General features: G+C 59.4%; 18 protein-coding genes. 5 read left to right on the forward strand and 13 right to left on the reverse strand.

All coding sequences use genetic code 11. The features are described from left to right. Positions 1-60: 60 nt before the first annotated feature. A complete protein-coding gene (locus tag KIO76_RS22545) occupies positions 61-714 on the forward strand; it encodes a PRC-barrel domain-containing protein (protein ID WP_213325834.1) in 654 nt (217 codons plus the stop codon). A gap of 173 nt (positions 715-887) precedes the next feature. On the opposite strand, the gene KIO76_RS31800 is transcribed toward KIO76_RS22545, so the two are convergent. The 5 genes from KIO76_RS31800 to KIO76_RS22570 all read right to left on the reverse strand — a co-directional run bounded on the left by KIO76_RS31800 (position 888) and on the right by KIO76_RS22570 (position 5,008). Continuing rightward, positions 888-1,316 (reverse strand): GFA family protein, encoded by a 429-nt coding sequence (locus tag KIO76_RS31800; protein ID WP_363316842.1) that lies wholly within the window; start codon positions 1,314-1,316, stop codon positions 888-890. 42 nt (positions 1,317-1,358) lie between these two features. Continuing rightward, on the reverse strand, positions 1,359-2,153 hold the full coding sequence (locus tag KIO76_RS22555) for an SDR family NAD(P)-dependent oxidoreductase (RefSeq protein WP_213325836.1): 795 nt from the start codon (positions 2,151-2,153) through the stop codon (positions 1,359-1,361). 18 nt (positions 2,154-2,171) lie between these two features. Then, entirely contained in the window at positions 2,172-3,341 is a 1,170-nt protein-coding gene (locus tag KIO76_RS22560; protein ID WP_213325837.1) for a zinc-dependent alcohol dehydrogenase, read from the reverse strand. Between the two features lie 464 nt (positions 3,342-3,805). Then, complete coding sequence (locus tag KIO76_RS22565) at positions 3,806-4,414, reverse strand: flavodoxin family protein (RefSeq protein ID WP_213325838.1); 609 nt, start codon at positions 4,412-4,414, stop codon at positions 3,806-3,808. A gap of 258 nt (positions 4,415-4,672) precedes the next feature. After that, positions 4,673-5,008 (reverse strand): CsbD family protein, encoded by a 336-nt coding sequence (locus tag KIO76_RS22570; protein ID WP_213325839.1) that lies wholly within the window; start codon positions 5,006-5,008, stop codon positions 4,673-4,675. Positions 5,009-5,381: 373 nt separating this feature from the next. Between KIO76_RS22570 and KIO76_RS22575 the strand changes: the two genes are divergently transcribed. Continuing rightward, the gene (locus KIO76_RS22575; protein WP_213325840.1) at positions 5,382-6,680 is read left to right on the forward strand and encodes an NAD(P)/FAD-dependent oxidoreductase; all 1,299 of its coding nucleotides are present in this window, start codon (positions 5,382-5,384) and stop codon (positions 6,678-6,680) included. 713 nt (positions 6,681-7,393) lie between these two features. Beyond that, a complete protein-coding gene (locus tag KIO76_RS22580; RefSeq protein ID WP_213325841.1) occupies positions 7,394-8,308 on the forward strand; it encodes a hypothetical protein in 915 nt (304 codons plus the stop codon). A 499-nt stretch (positions 8,309-8,807) separates the two neighbouring features. Here the strand turns inward: KIO76_RS22580 and KIO76_RS22585 are convergent, their stop codons facing one another. The 6 genes from KIO76_RS22585 to KIO76_RS22610 all read right to left on the reverse strand — a co-directional run bounded on the left by KIO76_RS22585 (position 8,808) and on the right by KIO76_RS22610 (position 12,831). Next, complete coding sequence (locus KIO76_RS22585; protein ID WP_213325842.1) at positions 8,808-9,239, reverse strand: hypothetical protein; 432 nt, start codon at positions 9,237-9,239, stop codon at positions 8,808-8,810. A 230-nt stretch (positions 9,240-9,469) separates the two neighbouring features. Beyond that, positions 9,470-9,748 (reverse strand): DUF982 domain-containing protein, encoded by a 279-nt coding sequence (locus KIO76_RS31805; RefSeq protein WP_363316843.1) that lies wholly within the window; start codon positions 9,746-9,748, stop codon positions 9,470-9,472. A gap of 259 nt (positions 9,749-10,007) precedes the next feature. Continuing rightward, complete coding sequence (locus KIO76_RS22595; RefSeq protein ID WP_213325844.1) at positions 10,008-10,370, reverse strand: response regulator; 363 nt, start codon at positions 10,368-10,370, stop codon at positions 10,008-10,010. Positions 10,371-11,081: 711 nt separating this feature from the next. Further along, positions 11,082-11,873, reverse strand: coding sequence for an exodeoxyribonuclease III (xth, locus tag KIO76_RS22600; RefSeq protein ID WP_213325845.1), 792 nt, complete (start codon positions 11,871-11,873; stop codon positions 11,082-11,084). Positions 11,874-11,880: 7 nt separating this feature from the next. Continuing rightward, complete coding sequence (locus KIO76_RS22605; RefSeq protein ID WP_213325846.1) at positions 11,881-12,057, reverse strand: hypothetical protein; 177 nt, start codon at positions 12,055-12,057, stop codon at positions 11,881-11,883. A 129-nt stretch (positions 12,058-12,186) separates the two neighbouring features. After that, positions 12,187-12,831 carry an alpha/beta hydrolase family protein gene (locus tag KIO76_RS22610; protein ID WP_213325847.1) on the reverse strand — a complete coding sequence of 215 codons (645 nt, stop codon included), beginning with the start codon at positions 12,829-12,831 and terminating at the stop codon, positions 12,187-12,189. A gap of 77 nt (positions 12,832-12,908) precedes the next feature. On the opposite strand from KIO76_RS22610, the gene msrA reads away from it, so the two are divergent. Next, on the forward strand, positions 12,909-13,427 hold the full coding sequence (gene msrA / locus KIO76_RS22615; RefSeq protein ID WP_213325848.1) for a peptide-methionine (S)-S-oxide reductase MsrA: 519 nt from the start codon (positions 12,909-12,911) through the stop codon (positions 13,425-13,427). A gap of 170 nt (positions 13,428-13,597) precedes the next feature. Here msrA and KIO76_RS22620 read toward each other — a convergent pair whose 3' ends face one another. Both KIO76_RS22620 and KIO76_RS22625 read right to left on the reverse strand, forming a co-directional pair. Next, positions 13,598-14,503, reverse strand: coding sequence for an MBL fold metallo-hydrolase (locus tag KIO76_RS22620; RefSeq protein ID WP_213325849.1), 906 nt, complete (start codon positions 14,501-14,503; stop codon positions 13,598-13,600). A 258-nt stretch (positions 14,504-14,761) separates the two neighbouring features. Further along, positions 14,762-15,829, reverse strand: a complete 1,068-nt coding sequence (locus KIO76_RS22625) for a YihY/virulence factor BrkB family protein (RefSeq protein ID WP_291976152.1) — start codon at positions 15,827-15,829, stop codon at positions 14,762-14,764. A gap of 350 nt (positions 15,830-16,179) precedes the next feature. On the opposite strand from KIO76_RS22625, the gene KIO76_RS22630 reads away from it, so the two are divergent. After that, positions 16,180-16,734, forward strand: a complete 555-nt coding sequence (locus KIO76_RS22630) for a DUF1003 domain-containing protein (protein WP_213325850.1) — start codon at positions 16,180-16,182, stop codon at positions 16,732-16,734. The last annotated feature ends 317 nt before the right edge of the window (positions 16,735-17,051 follow it).

Genomic DNA, 17,051 nt, shown 5'->3' on the forward strand with positions numbered 1-17,051 from the left:
AGCAAACGCCCGGGATTGCAGCAGTCAAAACGCCCTCACGAAGCTGGATTCAAGCGTCCCATGACAAGTAAGCTCAAACGCCAACGGCGAGCCCACATTAAAGCAACCGGTTCTGTTGTAATCACTTTCGTGGCACTCCTCGGGTTGCCCGCATTCGCTCAAACAAAACCCCAGGAGCCTCCGCAACCGGGCGGCGCTGGCGGCCCCCTTTCCAAGCTCGAATTCGTGACTGCTCAAAAGCAGGGGGAATGGCGCGCGACGGAGCTCGACGGCCTTGAGGTATATGATGTCAATGGTGAAGAAATCGGTGAGATCGAGGACGTATTGGTCAACAGTAGCGGGCAGATGACAACGGTCGTGCTCAAGTTTGGCGGTTTTCTGAACATGGGCACCAGCCTCGTGGGGGTGCCGTTCTCCGCCATTCAATGGAATACGCAAGCTACCTCTGGCGATCAACCGTCCCCTCCCTCAACGACTGGCAGCCCTCCGGGAAGTCCTCAGGGCAGCCAGGCGCGTAGGAACGCGGATGCAATGGTCTCGACGGGGGGCATTCCCCGGCGACCCACCTTGCCGTTTGCGAAGGGCGACCTCACCCATTCCCCGCCGCCCGCGTTCAACTACGCCGGACGCGCTCTTCCGACACCAAGCACGAGTTCCCAGCCGAATTCCAACACCAGCGGAAATCGCCTCGAGCCACAACAAAAGGCACAGTGACAGCCGGTCGGCACTGCCTCGCCGTCGTGTGGGCGGCGGCTTAGCCTTACCCCGGTCACAAAGGATCTTCGAGATTCGATCAAGTGCCGCGGGTGCAAGTTGCCGCCGGGCGCGGAAGTGCGGGCTTGAATATCTAATGGACCTGCGTCAAGCGCAGCCAAATCCAGGTTCGTTCAGCGGCCCGGCTGCCATTCCGGGAAGGATGGGCAGTCGGGGTCGAGCCACGGCACATCATGTGACGTCCATATGTGGTGTTCGGGGCGCACACCCGGATCCTGATCGAGCGTCGCGACACGCAAGATCACGTGTTGCTGTACCGGCCGCTCAGCAAAGAGGTGAGTTCCACATTTGTTACAGAACCGTCGGAGCTTGCCCGGCGACGATTCGTACGCCCGCAAACTTTCTCCGCCGCTCCTGATCCTCAAATGCTCGCGCAATACACCGGCCGTCGTCGTGAACGGGCTTGCATGAGCCTTCCGGCAGGTTATGCAATGACAATGCCCAATCGGCATGTCGATCTGATCAATTTCGTAAGTGACATCCCCGCACAGGCAGCTGCCGCTTAGAGCCATGTGGTCGCCTCCCTCGATATGCTCGGCCATTATAGCCGAGATGCGACGGCGGCGGCGAGGGGTATGGCTGCCTTACGATTGGCCTGATCCGGGCTCGGCCATTCGCCGGTGCTGGGCAGCGAGGGCCGCAGACGGGGTCACATTTGCCACCGCTGCCTGAACCTTGTTTTTCCAGCCACTCACAACGTCGCCCTCACCATCCATCATGGCCTGGAAGCCAATCTCTGCGACATCGGCCGGGTCATCCTTTGCACCTTGACCGACCGAAGTGTCCATCATTCCTGCCCGTTCAAAAAACTCGGTGTCAGTCGGGCCGGGCATCAGACACGTCACGCTGACATTGGCATCTTGCAGCTCGTTTCGAAGCGCGAAGGAAAATGAATTGAGAAATGCCTTCGTGCCATTGTAGACGGCCTGAAAGGATCCTGGCATGAAGCCGGCTATTGATCCAGTAATCAAGATTCGGCCAGCGCCGCGCGCGCGCATCTCCCGGCCAATTTTTTGCGTCAGGTAAAGCGTCCCAGTGATATTGGTATCCACCACCCGGCGCCAATCGGCGATGTCCTGATCCAGGAATGCATGGCCAAGCCCGAGGCCGGCGTTCGCCATGAGCAGCTCCACCGGGCGTTCGGTCCGGCGAACCGCCTCAACAAGCTCGTCGACACCTGCCATCGTCGCAAGATCAGCCTGAACCGATGTAACTGCACCGCCGTAGGTCCGGAGCTGTCGTTCGGCCTCATCGATCCGAGCTTCGTCGGCGGCAATGACAAGGTCATAACCGCGTTCAGCGGCAATACGGGCTAACTCGCGGCCTATCCCGGTCGAGGCACCGGTCACAACGGCGAGCGGGCGTGGAGTGGAAGCCATCGTATATTCTCCGATGCTCTAAGGACGCAGAACGACTTTGATGCAGCCGTCCTGTTTGTCGCGGAAGGTGCTATAAAGATCCGGCCCCTCTTCTAGAGAAGCGCGATGCGTTATGACGAAAGAGGGATCAATATCCCCCGTCTCGATGTGCTTGAGCAGCTTGCCCATATAGGATTGCACGGGGGTCTGGGCCATCCGGAATTTCAAGCCGCGATTGATCGCTGAGCCCATCGGTACTTTGTCGAGGAAGCCCCCGTAAACGCCTACGATAGAGACAGTTCCGAAATTGCGACAGCAATGGATTGCCTGACGCAGCACATGGGGCCTGTCCGTGCCCATGAAGAGCGCGACCTTGACTCGATCAAGCATGGAATCGGCACTTGCCGTCGTCGCCGCTTCGGTACCCACGGCATCGATGCAAGCGTCAGCCCCCCGCCCCTTGGTGAGTTCCATGATGCGATCGTAGATATCCTCCGCCATGAAATCCAAGGTCTCGGCACCGCTTTGCTGAGCGAGGGCCAAGCGCTCCGGGACAGTATCGATCGCAATCACGCGCTCTGCCCCTAAAAGAAAAGCCGAACGGATCGCCATCTGCCCAACCGGGCCACATCCCCAGATCGCGATGGTATCACCCGGCTGAATCTCGCAGAACTCAGCCGCCATATATCCCGTCGGGAAAATATCGGAGAGAAAGAGCACCTGCTCGTCGGACAGACTCGAGGGCACCTTTAGCGGTCCTGCGTCGGCAAAAGGCACGCGCAGGTACTCCGCCTGCCCGCCGGCATATCCCCCCAGAAGGTGTGAATATCCGAAAAGACCGGCGGGGGAGTTTCCCCATAATTTGGTCGCGGCCTCCCGGTTCGGGTTGCTTCGTTCGCAGGCAGAATGAAACCCGCGCTTGCAGAAAAAGCATTCTCCACAGGCGATTGTGAAAGGCACCACGACGCGATCGCCAACTTTCAGCGCCTTGTTGTCTCGGCCGACCTCAACAACCTCCCCCATTGTTTCATGACCGATCACATCGCCACTTTCCATTCCCGGGATAATGCCCCCATAAATGTGCAGGTCCGACCCACAAATGGCACAGGCCGTCACTTTGATGATGGCATCGCGTCCATCCTCGATCTGAGGGTCGGGGACGCTTTCGCAGCGAATGTCGCCTTTTCCGTGCCAGGTGAGCGCTTTCATGGGGGTCTCCGACGGCCTGTTTGACCATCAACGCCTGCTCACCCCACATGTTCCACCGCGGGCTTGAGCGTATAACCGCCGCCTTGCACGCCAAGCGGAACGCCTGAATTGAGTATAATTGGCACATTTATACTTCTGAAGGCCTGAGGTTTACTACTAAATATGGGCATTCTGCACGATGAAATCCGGATAATGCTTAGTTGATGTGCGGCACCTATTACGAATGACAAGCGGAGAACGCGCTCACCGTAGAAGCCGACGCCCACCCGTGCATAGAACTTGCACCCGATACCGCGCTGTCGTGATGACGAGGGAGTCTGGCAGTACCAGGTGGGAGCGGGCTTGGCTTGACCCGGCGCAAAAATGCACACCGCAAACCTGCCCATGGTTGGACGGGGGCTTCTCGGACCACATCGCTGGATTCGGCCGAAGCTTTGTCCAGGAACATCCGGCCGATCCGGAAGTCAGAGATAGCCGGGATAGGGATGATCCCTCAATAATCGGGCAAGGTGCAGAGTATTTCTCGCAACCATCTTGGTCGCATTGGCGACAACGTCAGGCGTCCTGTCGAGGTCTTTGAAGTTGACGTCCTCCATCGCCCTACCGACCCAATAGGTAGGCCCGCCAGCGGCAATGCTGAAGCCCACGTCGGCCAAGGCTTGAAAAAGTTCAGCGGAGACATGGTGAGCGCCGTCTTCATTGCCAACACAGACGACTGCGGCGACCTTCCCATACGCTGGCGTGCGACCCACTTTATCTGTTTCGCCCAGAAACGCGTCCATGCGCTCCAAAATTCGCTTCGCAACGCTGCTGGGCTGGCCGAGCCATACCGGTGAGCCCATCAGGAGAACATCACAGGCGATAATCTTTTCACGGATCTTCGGCCATTCATCTCCGTCGCCCTCATCGGAACTCACCCCCGGCTTGATGTCGAGCGCAGCAACCCGGACCAACTCCGCGTCGACGTCAGCCCTCATTTCAGCAGCGACTTCATTCAACAATTTCTCAGTTGACGACGCGCCCGTTGGCTTCAACGTGCAGTTCAATGCCAAAAGCTTGAGCTTTGGCTCCATGTCTTCACCTCATGGACAAAGATGTTGCTGAAACTAGCCGGAATTAATGTCTTAAGCAGGTGGCAGGCGGCCAAAAGCTGCAACACAAGGACAGCAAGCTACCGCGCAAGTTCATGGGGCGACAGCTTGAGAGCGGACTATTCGTCTGAACACAAAATTTGCCGGGAAATTGACGTGTGGGAGCCGCCCGGCCGGGCGGCTCCCTAGACGTTCATCCTCATGCAACCTGCCGCGGAACTGCTCCGCCATACGGCGTTGCTAGCGCCTCGTTCGATAATCCGAGTGGTCCATTCTCGCACGACACGCCCAGCCGACGATTGCGCCGAACATACCTGCCACTACCAAGCTGCTGAGAGGGCTGGCGGCGACCTGACGTCCCAGCGCCTGCACGCCATCATCATAGTACGCTTGCCCAGCCTCAACGGCTTGATTTGTCATGTCCTTTGCCGCACCGTAGGCTTGGTTCGTCGCTCCCGCGGCCTGCTGCTTCACCCCTTCAACCTTATCGCGCCCCGCGTCCCACATTTCGTTTGCAGCCTCCTTGGCCTTACCTGCCAAATCCTGTCCCGATCCCTTCGCTTGATCGTTGTCCATTGACGCCTCCAGTAAATGTCTCTGGAAAGAACGCCTCAGCCACCATTTCGTTCAAGGCAGAAGGCAGAAGCCCCTCCTCCAGGACCAATGCCGTGAGGGGGGACGGGCCGATCTGCAGATCTTTCGGCGCCTTCCGACGTGATCGAAGGTGACACGCCGGCGGTCAATCGGCAGGTCGGCGTTCCGATGGGCAGGCGGCGGGCTCCTGGATCTATAGCCGCGCCACTAAGTTCTCCTCGACAAGGCTACCGACAATCACCATTGTCTAGGGCCAACGATTCACGGTCCGTTTCCCTTATCCCCGGCGGCGTTGCGTCCCACGATCGGAGCTTTGCGCCCACGGAAGCGGTTGGAATGAAAGGCTTTCTCATAAATGGAGACATCCAGCCGCCCAGTCCCGGAGACGCCCGCTCGCGACCACGCTCTCGTGGTCGTGGGCGGTGGCTTCGCCGGTCTCGCGCTCGTCAAAGCCGTCAAGGCCCCAAATCTGAGCATCACGATCCTCGATCAGCGTAATCACCATCTTTTTCAGCCACTCCTTTATCAGGTGGCCACGACGATCCTCCCGACGTCCGATGTCGCCTGGCCGATCAGACACTTGGTAAGAAGGCGCTGCGACGTCACCACAGTGCTCGGAGAAGTGGTGAGCATCGACAAGGTCAAACGATGCGTTACACTCCGAGGCGAGCTTGACATACCATACGACACGCTCGTGCTCGCCACCGGCGCCCGACACTCCTACTTCGGCCACGACGATTGGGAGCGCGCAGCACCCGGCCTGAAATCGCTGGAGGATGCCACCACAATTCGCCGGAGGGTCCTTACAGCGTTTGAAGAAGCGGAGTTGTCGCAGGATCCGGATGAGCGCGAGGCACTCCTGACCTTCGTTGTGGTTGGCGGCGGCCCAACTGGCGTGGAGCTCGCTGGTATCATTGCCGAGCTAGCGCAGGAAATATTGCCCGGTGAATTCCGCAATATTGACACCCGTCAGACACGCGTCCTCCTCGTCGAGGCGGGGCCCCGCGTATTGCCCGCATTTCCGCCCAGGCTGTCAGCCTATGCTGAAGAAGCCCTGACGCGTCTCGGTGTTACGGTTGTGACGGGTGAATCCGTCTCCGCAATATCGAGCCATGAGGTATCTATCGGAGAACGCCGGGTCGGGGCTCGCACCACGATTTGGGCTGCCGGCGTGAAGGCATCTCCCGCGGCTGTGTGGCTCCACGCCGAGGCTGATCGCAACGGGCGCGTCAAAGTTGAGCCGGACTTGAGCATACCCGGGCATCCCGAGATCTTCGCGATCGGAGATACGGCCTGCGTCACCCTTCACGACGGCAAGCAAGTGCCGGGGCTCGCACCGGCCGCAAAGCAACAAGGTCAATTCGTCGCGCGTGTAATCATGGCGAGACTATCGGGCCGAACGCCCGAACGTCAATTTTCCTATCGCCATCTGGGGAACCTTGCAACAGTTGGAAAGAGGTCCGCAGTGGTGGATTTCGGCCGCCTGCAGTTGAAGGGGGTACTTGCTTGGTGGCTCTGGGGGCTAGCGCATATTTACTTCCTGATCGAGACGCGCAGTCGTGTTGCTGTTGCCCTGAGCTGGCTTTGGTCCTACTTTACAGGCCGCAACAGTGCAAGACTTATCACCCAAAAGGATGTCCACGCCGATAATTAGCAAGGCGCACTTTAGTCATGCCTGGGTGATGGCGCTCCGGAACGGAGAACTAGCTGGTTGCCTATTTTGGCGGTGCAGGAGCGGCGCCAAGGTCGCTCGGGGTCTTAGGTGCATCTGACTGGTCGACGCGCCCGGATTGCCGCTCGCTCAGCGTATCCGCATGATAAAAGTTGAGACCGACAAAAATCGTCACGATGATCAGCCCAATCATTGCCACAACAATGATCGCGGCTTTGCCGGCTGAACGAGGAGGACCGCGGTGTATAAGCATGTCTCGGCTCAGTACTGGCTAATTGCAAAGGCGTAAACGTCGCTGTCGCAAGAAATCTGTCGACGGGCCGTCCTCGCCGCGGCTCGGCTACTCGTTCCGAACCAAAGTCTCAGATTAAGACCGGCTGCCGGAAGACCCCGGAAACTACCAACCCGAAAAAGATCTATCCACCGGAACTAACGCGTTCAACTATTTGTTGTTCCGCGATGTGAGGCCTCGCGCCCTGACCAGCCTCATAGTTGCTCGAGCGGTAAGTTGGAACGCCCGCGCTCACTGCTCGTTATCCCGATGTATCGCAACACACTGGAAGGCCGCGCAAAGTCGAAATGCGCGCGCCCGATTAAAGGAGGATCCTATGGGTCGCGGCATTCTTCTTTGGCTCCTCGGCGTTCCGATCCCCATCATCATCCTGCTCATGCTCTTCATGCGATAGGAGCGGGCCATGCCTTCATCGACATCGCCTCTCGAGGTCTCGACATCTCCGGAATCGAAAGCTTCAGCAGTCAATTGGGGGCCCATCTTCGCGGGAGCGTTTGCTGCCACTGCGCTTACGCTCGTCCTCATGCTGCTAGGCACCGGCCTAGGCCTGACAATCGTATCGCCGTGGTCCGGCGAAAGCGCATCTGTGACAACGGTCGCAGCATCAACAGCGATCTGGATGGTCGTGATGCAGTGGCTTTCATCTGCTCTCGGCGGATATCTCACAGGGCGGCTGCGCACGAAATGGGTTGGGGTGCACACCGACGAAACGTATTTTCGAGACACCGCCCACGGCTTTCTTGCGTGGGCTTTGGCGACCATGGTCGTTGTTCTCGTACTCGGATCCGCCCTGAGCTCTGTCGCCAACACGGGAGCCAAAGCCGTGGCGGCAGCCACCGCTGGCGCGGCGACGGCGGCAACAGGCGCGGCTGCGAATACGGGCGGCGGAAACAGCGGCGAGGTGACATCGTATTTCGTGGATGCGCTGTTTCGTCCCGCCGATGCATCGCGGCTTGGCACACCGGGGCCGGAAGGAGACGCCGCCGCAGCAGCTCAAGCATCGCGCATCCTCATCAGCAGCGTGACCGCTGGCGAGATTACCGAGGCGGATAAGGGTTACTTGGCGCAACTCGTCGCGGCTCGCACGGGGCTCACGGAAGCCGACGCCAAGGCGCGGGTCGACACTGTTCTTGCCCAGGTCAATGAGGCCAAAGTAAAAGCACAACAGGCAGCTGATGCTGCGAGAAAAGCCGGTGCGACAATCGCGCTGTTGGGTGCGTTGTCCCTGATGATTGGTGCCTTTATCGCTAGTGCAGCGGCGGCGCTCGGCGGACGCCAGCGTGATGAGGACGAAGCGAGATTCCTGGACCGAAGATAGGAGGGCGTAGCTGGCTCTCGCATGCTGCTTAAACGACCCATACGCCAGCCTCGCTTCACCCGCCCGGGTCGCCCACCTGTGGCTGCCTTGAGTTCGAGGTGGTCCTCAATACCGAAATGCCATACTCACGGCCTATGCTGGACATCTTGAACCGCCGAGGGCGCCTCGGCATCGTGCCCCGATCCGTTGATCGCGACACGGCCAGCTCCAAGGCGCTGCACGGGATCGTCGCCTTGGTCACATCCGCAAAGACGGGCGGGGGCGAACGAAGTAGCCTCGTTCGAGCCTTTCCGCCCGGCCCTCGCCTCCTATGACGGGGCGGGCTCCGTCAGTTGCCGCTCACTGTACCCGCCCCGTTGAATCGCGCCTGGATCCGGATCAATTCCGCAAGTACAAGCCGCTCGCCGTTACGATTGCACCGTGCGATTACCATCTCAACGAGCTCACGCGCCTCCCGGCGCCGAGCCGTTGCCATCGGCAGCGCTAGCCTTTCCACTCCCTAGCAGTGGCGCACGGCGAGCGCGAAAGCTGTAGCGCCGAGCAGACCACGCCGCTCGCGGTCTACGAAAACCGCCGACTGCTGGTGTAGGCTCGAGCGCCCCTCAAATAGCCTGACTACCTTGCTGTTTGGTTCCACCAGCACAGGTCCCGTCTTGAGCCAACTCGAAGAGAAGCGTTTCCAGAAGAAGGGAAAGCGGCAGTCCAGCGAAGGAGAAAAATCAGGCTCCCCGCTCTTCTCCTTGAAGAAAGACAGGAGTTGCCCAAGAGACCTTGCTTGCTCGTCGCTGGATGAAAAGCGCTTCATCTGAGAAAGGACTTTGCTGACCTTTGCAACGTCGGGATTGAACGCACTCATCAACTCGGCCAACTCAACCCTGCAGGCTTCGAGGGCGGAATCATGGTCCGAAACAAGCCTTGGTCCCTTTTTCATGAGGAGCATCTCCCAGGAGTTCCGCAGGTGGAGAACAACACGGTCATTCAACGCGCTCGCGACGTACCGGTTCCACCGCCACGCCACCGGTTAAGGCTATGTCAACTTTTTGTTTGGCGCAGGCGGAAGAAGACGGTCAGGCTGCGCCCGCAGGACACGGCTTTGGGGACGTGAGGACGATCATCTTGATGGCTCAAGCCCAACGAGAGCTGGTCCTTCAATGCGGCCCTTTACGGAAGTAGACCGGCTTCATCAGCAGCCTTTACCAGGACTTCGCGGGCGGCGACGGGGTCTCCCTCGCCTTCCATCGCTCCCCGGCAAGCCGCAAGAGCCTGGAGGCGCAAGGGAGATAAAGCGAACGCAACCGGCCAGTGCCGAATCAAGAAGATCACGGCCTCGTCGAAGCGCGCGACGGATATGGGTACGCTATCGTACGGAACAAGTCGCAGCGGCTGGAAGCTCCTAATGCGACTTTTCAGTAAGCGGAGCTCCATAGGTTGATCAGGCATTACGCTTTACTTTGTGAGAGGCGCTCCTGTATTTTATCCGACAAAAGGGAATTCGGGTACGCTAAATTCTTGGGGTTTAAGAGCTTGCATTGGATCACGATGTCGATGCGCAACTAGCTCGCAATAGGGAGGAACGGATCACGTCCGCCTCCTATCGGCGAACGCTCCTCCATAGCCCCAGATACAGCTTCGAAAGCGTCTGATGGACAACGCCGCGTCGGCGTCGGAACAGAGAGCCAATCACCCTTTAGGATTTGAGTCAGGCCAAGGCTGAGCGAGGAGCTAGCTGTTTATAAACAGCATCCACCACAACACCGAGGCTCGCCGGCTTGAAAATCCAACGTGCGCCCACTGCCTTCTTGAGAGACGCGGGGGTATCGATCACCCCCGTGAAGAACACGATTGGAACGCCTTGGGCACACAAGCGGTCCACCGCCCTGCAGCAGAATCCGTCCGCAAGCTTGAGATCCACGACCGCAACATCGGGATGATTGTGCGCGAGCCAATGCAAAGCAGCGGTGGAAGTCGGGAAAGGCTCGGGAACGTGCATTCCCCCTGCAGACAGTTCCGCTGCGATGCCCACGGCGATGACCGCTTCGTCTTCGAGGACGATTGCGGTCACTTTAGCCGTGGACCCCGATACAGCTCTTGTGCTCATACCTCGTAGCATAGTTCATTATCGCCGGCTGACTGGGCTAAGTCATTCATTTTCTGAGTTAAAAGGTTGAGTGGCTGGCGCGAGCTTCGCCGTTTAGGCGAGTGGCGCCAGCGACCTCAATAACATGTTTGTTAAAACCGCCATAAATACAGGCGTTGACACAATTTTGGTCGAATGAGTAACTTGAAGCATATGCTACGAGATGGTGGTCATGTCGGAAATGTCTTCCAAGGGTAATGAGTTGGCCCGGGGCGAGCGCCTTCAAATCATGCTCGACGCCGACGAGCTTAGAGCCTTGGACGATTTCCGGTTCGCAGAGCGGATGCCAAGCAGAGCGGCTGCCGTTCGGGAGCTATTGCGGCGAGGCCTCGCTATGCAGGAAGGCCTCACGGGCCACGATGGAGCCCAATCGCGATCATTCGGAGTGCTCTCAACTGCCCCCATTGAGCCCACCCGCGAGGATGGCAACTCCGCCGAATGAGGGAGGCTTCCGTACGTGCTATCGGCGCCACGCCGCGCACACCAGGGCCCTGCGCCCTTCAAGGCGTGCATCAACCAGGATTAGCGGCGTTCAAACATCCGCGCCAACGCAGCAGCTTTCAGGGCGAAACTGTTTTAGTCCCGAGACCACCGTCTTTGCCGAGCGATCGTGGTACACGATGAGGAAGGACACGGCTAACCTGGAGGATCTGTGGCATCTGCGAGGTCGATCCACACAGGCGCGTGATCACTCGCCTTTTCCCACCCGCGGACAGCGCGATCAACATCCGCCGCAATGAGCCGTTCCGCGAGAATGGGGCTCAGAAGGAGATGGTCGAGCCGCAGGCCTGCGTTGCGACCCCATGCATTGCGAAAGTAGTCCCAGAAAGTGTAGATGCGCTCGCCTGGATGAAGCTCGCGAAGCGCGTCAATCCAGCCTTGCGCCAACAGCGCCTGGAAGGCAGTGCGAACCTCAGGTCGGAACAATGCGTCGTCATGCCACCGCTCAGGCTTGTAAACATCCAGCGCGGTCGGCATGACGTTGTAATCACCGGCCAACATCACCGGCACATCCAGATCCAGAAGTTCTGACGCGTAGTCCGCCAAACGTGCGAACCAGCGAAGTTTGTAAACGAATTTCGGACCAGGTGCGGGGTTGCCATTGGGAAGATAGAGGCAGCCAATGAGTATGCCGCGAACGACCGCCTCGATGTAGCGGCTGTGGCTATCATCGGGATCGCCGGGAAGGCCGCGTCGGGTCTCTATCGGATCAACGCCTCTGGCGAGGATCGCTACGCCATTCCAGCTTTTCTGCCCATGCCAGACCGCGCCATAGCCAGCCTTCTCCAGCTCGCGGCGGGGAAAACGCTCATCCGGCGCCTTGAGCTCCTGCAGACAAACCACGTCGGGATGCGACTCTTCCAGCCATCGCAGGAGCACCGAAAGCCGACCGTTCACACCATTGACGTTGAAGGTCGCGACCCGCATCGCAGACCTAACGCTTTCTGTCGCCCTTATCGCCCTCGCCGGACTTCACCTTCGTCTTGGCCGACTTGCGCACGTCTTGTGCTAGCGACCTGCCGACGTCGTCCGACTCCTTGAACCGGCCTTTCTCGTCGCGGCGGACGTACCGCTTATCCGTCCCGGTATCGATGAGTTCGCGTTTGGTCATGCGGATCTCCCTTGCTTGCTCCCTCCCTAACGCGTGAAAGCCGGTTTTGGACGCATCTCGCGCCAGTGCGGGCAGCACGGACCGGACGTTGCTCTTTGACGCGCGACTGAGTTCTCCGTGGCCCGCAGATCAGACCTCGCGCAATCGCCGCGCCCAGGCTGAAACCGAAGCTGCCAAAGTCTTAAGGTGGTCGCCGGCGGAAAATCCGGAAATGCTCTTACGTGGCTTCAGATCATGATCACCATCCTCGAGCCACACTATTTCGATCGCTGGTGAAAGCGTGAAGCGCGAAACCTCTTCTCGCGTACCGAACACGTCGCGCGTGCCTTGCAGCATGAGCGTCGGCGTCTTCAACGCCGCAAGATGATATGTCCGCAGCTGCTTGGGCTTGCCAGGCGGATGAAAGGGATAACCTAGGCAGAGCAGCCCTTGGGCCCTGCGCGACGCCGAAAGCTCGTCCGCCACCATGCTTGCCACGCGGCCGCCCATGGACTTGCCGCCAATGATGAGAGACCCTCTTGCTTCGAGCCGATCGACCGCCGCCACATATTCCGGGATCAGCTTTTCAGCACGCGGGGGTGGTCTGCGGGTCTCCACCTTCCGCCGCGCAGCCATGTAATCAAATTCGAAGCGGGCCACCCGAAAACCCGCGGTCGCCAGCGCCGCCGCCATCGCGCTCAGGGACGGAGAATCCATCGGAGCGCCCGCGCCATGCGCCAGGAGGACCGTCGTGTTGGCCTCTTCAGGCCCATCAAAGAGAAAAGTCGACGCCATCCGCTCCACCTCCACGCCTGACATCCTGGTCGCCAATGCTTATATGCGGGATGAGGGCAAATCAGGAGGTGCTAATCATGACAATGGAACGCGCGGTGCTTGCTGGTGGCTGTTTCTGGGGTATGCAGGATCTGATCCGCCGTCGTGCCGGTGTGATATCCACACGGGTCGGCTATACCGGCGGCGACGTGCCGCACGCCACATACCGCAATCACGGCAGCCACGCCGAGGCCATCGAAATCCTGTTCGATCCCGATGTCATCAGCTATCGCGACCTGCTCGAGTTCTTTTTCCAAATTCATGACCCGACGACCCGCGACCGCCAGGGCAATGATATTGGCGCAAGCTATCGCTCGGCGATCTTCTACACCAGCGACGAGCAGAAGCGCGTCGCCCAGGACACGATCGCCGACGTCGACGCTTCCGGCCTATGGCCAGGCAAGGTTGTGACCGAAGTGACGCCCGCCGGCGATTTCTGGGAAGCCGAGCCCGAGCATCAGGATTATCTGGAACGCTACCCCAATGGTTATACCTGCCATTTCCCGCGGCCTCACTGGAAGCTGCCCAGACGCGAGGATATCAAACGGGCCGGGTAGATGCGAACGCCTGGAGAGTTCGGGACGAAGGGGCCGCCGGCCCGACCGTCTCAGCTAGGCTCGACTGGTACTCTTAGACAGTAGCCGCACTGGCGCGGTGCGCCTGAGCGTGCGGCGGGGCCATGATCTTCGGTAATGTCGGCGTGGCCAAAAGCTTGACATCGCGTTCGCTACTTGTCTGGGCGCCGGTATTCTCCCCCCTCGCGCTGATTGGCAGGTTGGCGGACATACCGCCCGCCCTCCGGAACGGCGATACTGTCGAACTCGCGGGCGAGCCGGTTGAGCGCGGCCCGCATGCTTTCGCCTTTCATTGCTGCCCCGTGCCCGGTGACAACGCGTTCCGGCTCCAGCGCGGCAAGTAGCGCGACGGAGGCGCGAGCAGCGGCCCAGTCAGTGGTATAGTACATAGGCGGTCCGTGCATTTCTGGTTGCTGCAGCAAAACTGCATAAGCCGATTCCTGCCGGGTCGTTATGAATGCATCACCGGCAATCATGGTGCGATCTGCCTCCCGCCACAGGGATATGTGGCCTGGCGTGTGTCCGGGCGTATGAAGCCATCGCCAGCCGGGCATTTGAGGTACGGTGCCATCCAGCGGGAGGGCCTTAAGCCGGCTCCTGACATCAACGGGGCCACGCGGGTAAAGGGGAGCGAGCATCGACATCAGGCCTCCCCCGACCGTCGGGTCAGGAGGAGGATAGGAAGCGCTGCCATCAAGGTACGGATGCTCCAGTCCGTGCGCATAAACTCCGACATCCCATTCGGCAGCAAGCGCCTCCAGAGAGCCGACGTGATCGAAGTGCCCATGTGTCAGGACGATCGCAGCAGGGCGCGATCCCGGTCCGAACCGTTCTTCAGCGGCTTGGACAATCAAAGCTTTCGTGCCCATGACACCAGCGTCGATCAATACCCATTCCCGATCAGAAGCGCCGGCAAGTCCGTAGAATACAACGTTCACAAGGCCAAGCCGCCGGTATGCGAGATCGGGACATAGCTCGTGAGTTCGATCCCCTCGCCTTGCGTCAAATTGGGCGTCATAAGCCCTGTCGTTGGAATGAAGTGGTACTTGATGAGGCATCGTCGAGTCCCCGCGCCGCCGGCTAAACCCAACCGGCTGGGGAATGAAATGTTCCGAATTCGCCTGCCGCCTACAAGCCGCGACTTCCATTGCCCTCTCCCGGATAGACTTTGCGAGGTTTAGACGCGCCTCGAATCAGGGAATACCGGATATATTCATACGCAATATTCACACGGAGTTGATTTTCAATCGCACTTCCGGCCCGAAATAAGACCGTCGTGCCACTTATCTGGAAATTCTATCGTAACGTTTGGACACTTACGTCTTATTGTCAGCCGCGTCAGCGCCTCGCATCCCCATGGGGCGCGGCGCGCCCTTTGTCGTATCGCGGTATGTTTGCCTCTCCGCTTCAGAGTTCAGCTCCGCGCCGACGAGAATGATGGTGGATGACAGCCACATCCATGTCAGCAGGCCAATCACCGCTCCAATCGCACCGTAGGTTTTGTTGTAGTCTCCAAAATTCGCCACGTACCACGAGAAGAGAAGGGACGCTGCGATCCATCCTATGCTGGCAACGAGAGCGCCAGGACTCACCCATCGCCACTGCGCCTCATCCCGGCTCGGTCCGAACCTGTAGAGGATAGCAAGCGCCGCCATCATCCCAAGGAAAAGGATCGGCCAACGCGCGAACCTGAGCAAAGGCTCAGCGAGATCGCCGAGGTAGATATAGTCAAGAATGATTGGCAAAGCCGCAATCAGTCCAAGAGCCACGGCCACGAACACGATAATACCGAGGGTGAAGACGAGAGAAACCGCGGCAAGCTTGAAGAATCCACGCTTCTCCTTTTCACCATAGGCGACATTAAGCGCATCGAAGATCGCCTTCACCCCGGAATTTGCACTCCAGAGCGCAAGCAGGAGGCTCAAGACAAATGCAACGCTAAGCGAGGTATCCGCGCTCGTCGCAATCCGGTCGATCTGGTCATGTAGGAAGGAAAGCGCGGCCTCTGGAACAAAGCCATCGAGCAGCGTCAACTGTTCAGACACTGTTGCCCGATCTGCGACCAGCCCGTAGAGCGAGACGAACGCGCTGATCGCGGGGAAGAGCGCAAGTAAGCCATAGAAAGTCACGCCAGCCGCAACGGCAAGGACGCGATCGCGATCCATCTCCTGGTATGTTCGCCGCAGGATTGCCCACCAGCCGCCGGCAGGGATATCTGTGGGCGCCGCGGCTAGAGCGCCTTCTTCAGACCCGTCCTTCCTGTTGCGATCGAAATCTCGATCTCGGGAATTGCGCTGCTCGGCCCCGATCTGCGCCGCCCAGAGAACGACCCCCAGGAGGGCCGCGATGCCCAAGCCTATTTTTCTGCGCATTTGTTGGCTCACGGAGTTTCTCCCTTGAGCCAGCAACGCGGGGGCGCGAGAAAGGTTGCTTGTGACAGTCCCGTGTTCACGTGGGCCATCTGAGCTATCGCCGCGCTTGACGGACCTTGCCGACCCAGTGGGCACGTGCCTGGTTGGGGTCGTCCATCCCTTGACGCAACCGCCGCATCAGAGGCCCCCGCCGGACCGAAGGTCTGCCCAACCCGCGAGCCTAGGGCGATGCACCAATTTAGCGCTTGTGCGCCCGCGGTTACTAGAGAGCACGCTTTGTTTGGACAAGTCTTTACTGTCACGACGTCTTGCCTGAACCCTCGCCCGATCCTGAGCGTTAAGGGGAACGACGAGGAGAGAGCATGGCCGAATCTGAACAGCCTTTGGTGGACCCGGAGGAGCCTCGAGATCCTTCGGCCGTCCTGATGCGCAACATCCGTGCTTTGCGGCAGCAGGCAGATGCCGAAGACAAGAGATCCGGCTGGGGGGATCGGATCGCCGACGTGATGACTGCTTTCACTGGCAGCATGAGCTTTGCAGTCATCCACCTTTTGATTGTCGCATGCTGGATCGTTGTCAATATCGGACTGGTTCCATGGCTGCCGGCGTTTGACCAGAGCTTTATCATTCTCGCGACGGCCGCTTCCGTCGAGGCGATCTTCTTGTCGACGTTCGTACTCATCAGTCAGAACCGCGCGTCGGTGGTATCACGCCGCCAGGCGGCCCTAGACCTACAGATCAATCTGCTCACCGAGCATGAGCTTACCCGCGTATTGAGGCTCGTGCGCGCAATGGCCGAGCAACTCGGCGTCAAAGAAGCGCAAGACGAAAGCTACACCGCACTGGAGAGACACATCGCTCCAGAGAAAGTCCTCGAACGCATCGCCGAAGATGAGCAGAATCATCAAAGATCGTAAGTACGGACATCACACGTCCCCGTCATAAGCTGCTCCGAGTCGGGACGCACGGAGGGCCTTCCGGGTGGGGCTTGATGGACGCGGCGACCCGAATACGTCCTCGTCGTGTCCTTCTGCGCCGAAAGCCCTGGGGGTACAGAAATGCCTCAGCCGATCAAGACCACGCGTGGGGACGCTCCGCGCCGCAAGGCGTCCAAGCTCGCGCGCTCGCTCTAGCTGAAAACCCCGGCCGCTGCCGGGGTTTTCACCTGTTGGGCGCGTATAGCCCAGTAAAAGCCTTTCGCCGATCCCGGCGCCGCTCGCAGATGGCAAGATGT

It is taken from the genome of Chelatococcus sp. YT9 (genome assembly GCF_018398315.1).
Taxonomy (GTDB): Bacteria; Pseudomonadota; Alphaproteobacteria; order Rhizobiales; family Beijerinckiaceae; genus Chelatococcus.

Excerpts from the sequence above, each read along its gene's own strand:
- KIO76_RS22545 (WP_213325834.1), top strand. The coding sequence starts at position 61 with ATGACAAGTAAGCTCAAACGCCAACGGCGAGCCCACATTAAAGCAACC.
- KIO76_RS31800 (WP_363316842.1), bottom strand. The coding sequence starts at position 1,316 with ATGGCCGAGCATATCGAGGGAGGCGACCACATGGCTCTAAGCGGCAGC.
- KIO76_RS22555 (WP_213325836.1), bottom strand. The coding sequence starts at position 2,153 with ATGGCTTCCACTCCACGCCCGCTCGCCGTTGTGACCGGTGCCTCGACC.
- KIO76_RS22560 (WP_213325837.1), bottom strand. The coding sequence starts at position 3,341 with ATGAAAGCGCTCACCTGGCACGGAAAAGGCGACATTCGCTGCGAAAGC.
- KIO76_RS22565 (WP_213325838.1), bottom strand. The coding sequence starts at position 4,414 with ATGGAGCCAAAGCTCAAGCTTTTGGCATTGAACTGCACGTTGAAGCCA.
- KIO76_RS22570 (WP_213325839.1), bottom strand. The coding sequence starts at position 5,008 with ATGGACAACGATCAAGCGAAGGGATCGGGACAGGATTTGGCAGGTAAG.
- KIO76_RS22575 (WP_213325840.1), top strand. The coding sequence starts at position 5,382 with ATGGAGACATCCAGCCGCCCAGTCCCGGAGACGCCCGCTCGCGACCAC.
- KIO76_RS22580 (WP_213325841.1), top strand. The coding sequence starts at position 7,394 with ATGCCTTCATCGACATCGCCTCTCGAGGTCTCGACATCTCCGGAATCG.
- KIO76_RS22585 (WP_213325842.1), bottom strand. The coding sequence starts at position 9,239 with ATGAAAAAGGGACCAAGGCTTGTTTCGGACCATGATTCCGCCCTCGAA.
- KIO76_RS31805 (WP_363316843.1), bottom strand. The coding sequence starts at position 9,748 with ATGCCTGATCAACCTATGGAGCTCCGCTTACTGAAAAGTCGCATTAGG.
- xth (WP_213325845.1), bottom strand. The coding sequence starts at position 11,873 with ATGCGGGTCGCGACCTTCAACGTCAATGGTGTGAACGGTCGGCTTTCG.
- KIO76_RS22605 (WP_213325846.1), bottom strand. The coding sequence starts at position 12,057 with ATGACCAAACGCGAACTCATCGATACCGGGACGGATAAGCGGTACGTC.
- KIO76_RS22610 (WP_213325847.1), bottom strand. The coding sequence starts at position 12,831 with ATGGCGTCGACTTTTCTCTTTGATGGGCCTGAAGAGGCCAACACGACG.
- msrA (WP_213325848.1), top strand. The coding sequence starts at position 12,909 with ATGACAATGGAACGCGCGGTGCTTGCTGGTGGCTGTTTCTGGGGTATG.
- KIO76_RS22620 (WP_213325849.1), bottom strand. The coding sequence starts at position 14,503 with ATGCCTCATCAAGTACCACTTCATTCCAACGACAGGGCTTATGACGCC.
- KIO76_RS22630 (WP_213325850.1), top strand. The coding sequence starts at position 16,180 with ATGGCCGAATCTGAACAGCCTTTGGTGGACCCGGAGGAGCCTCGAGAT.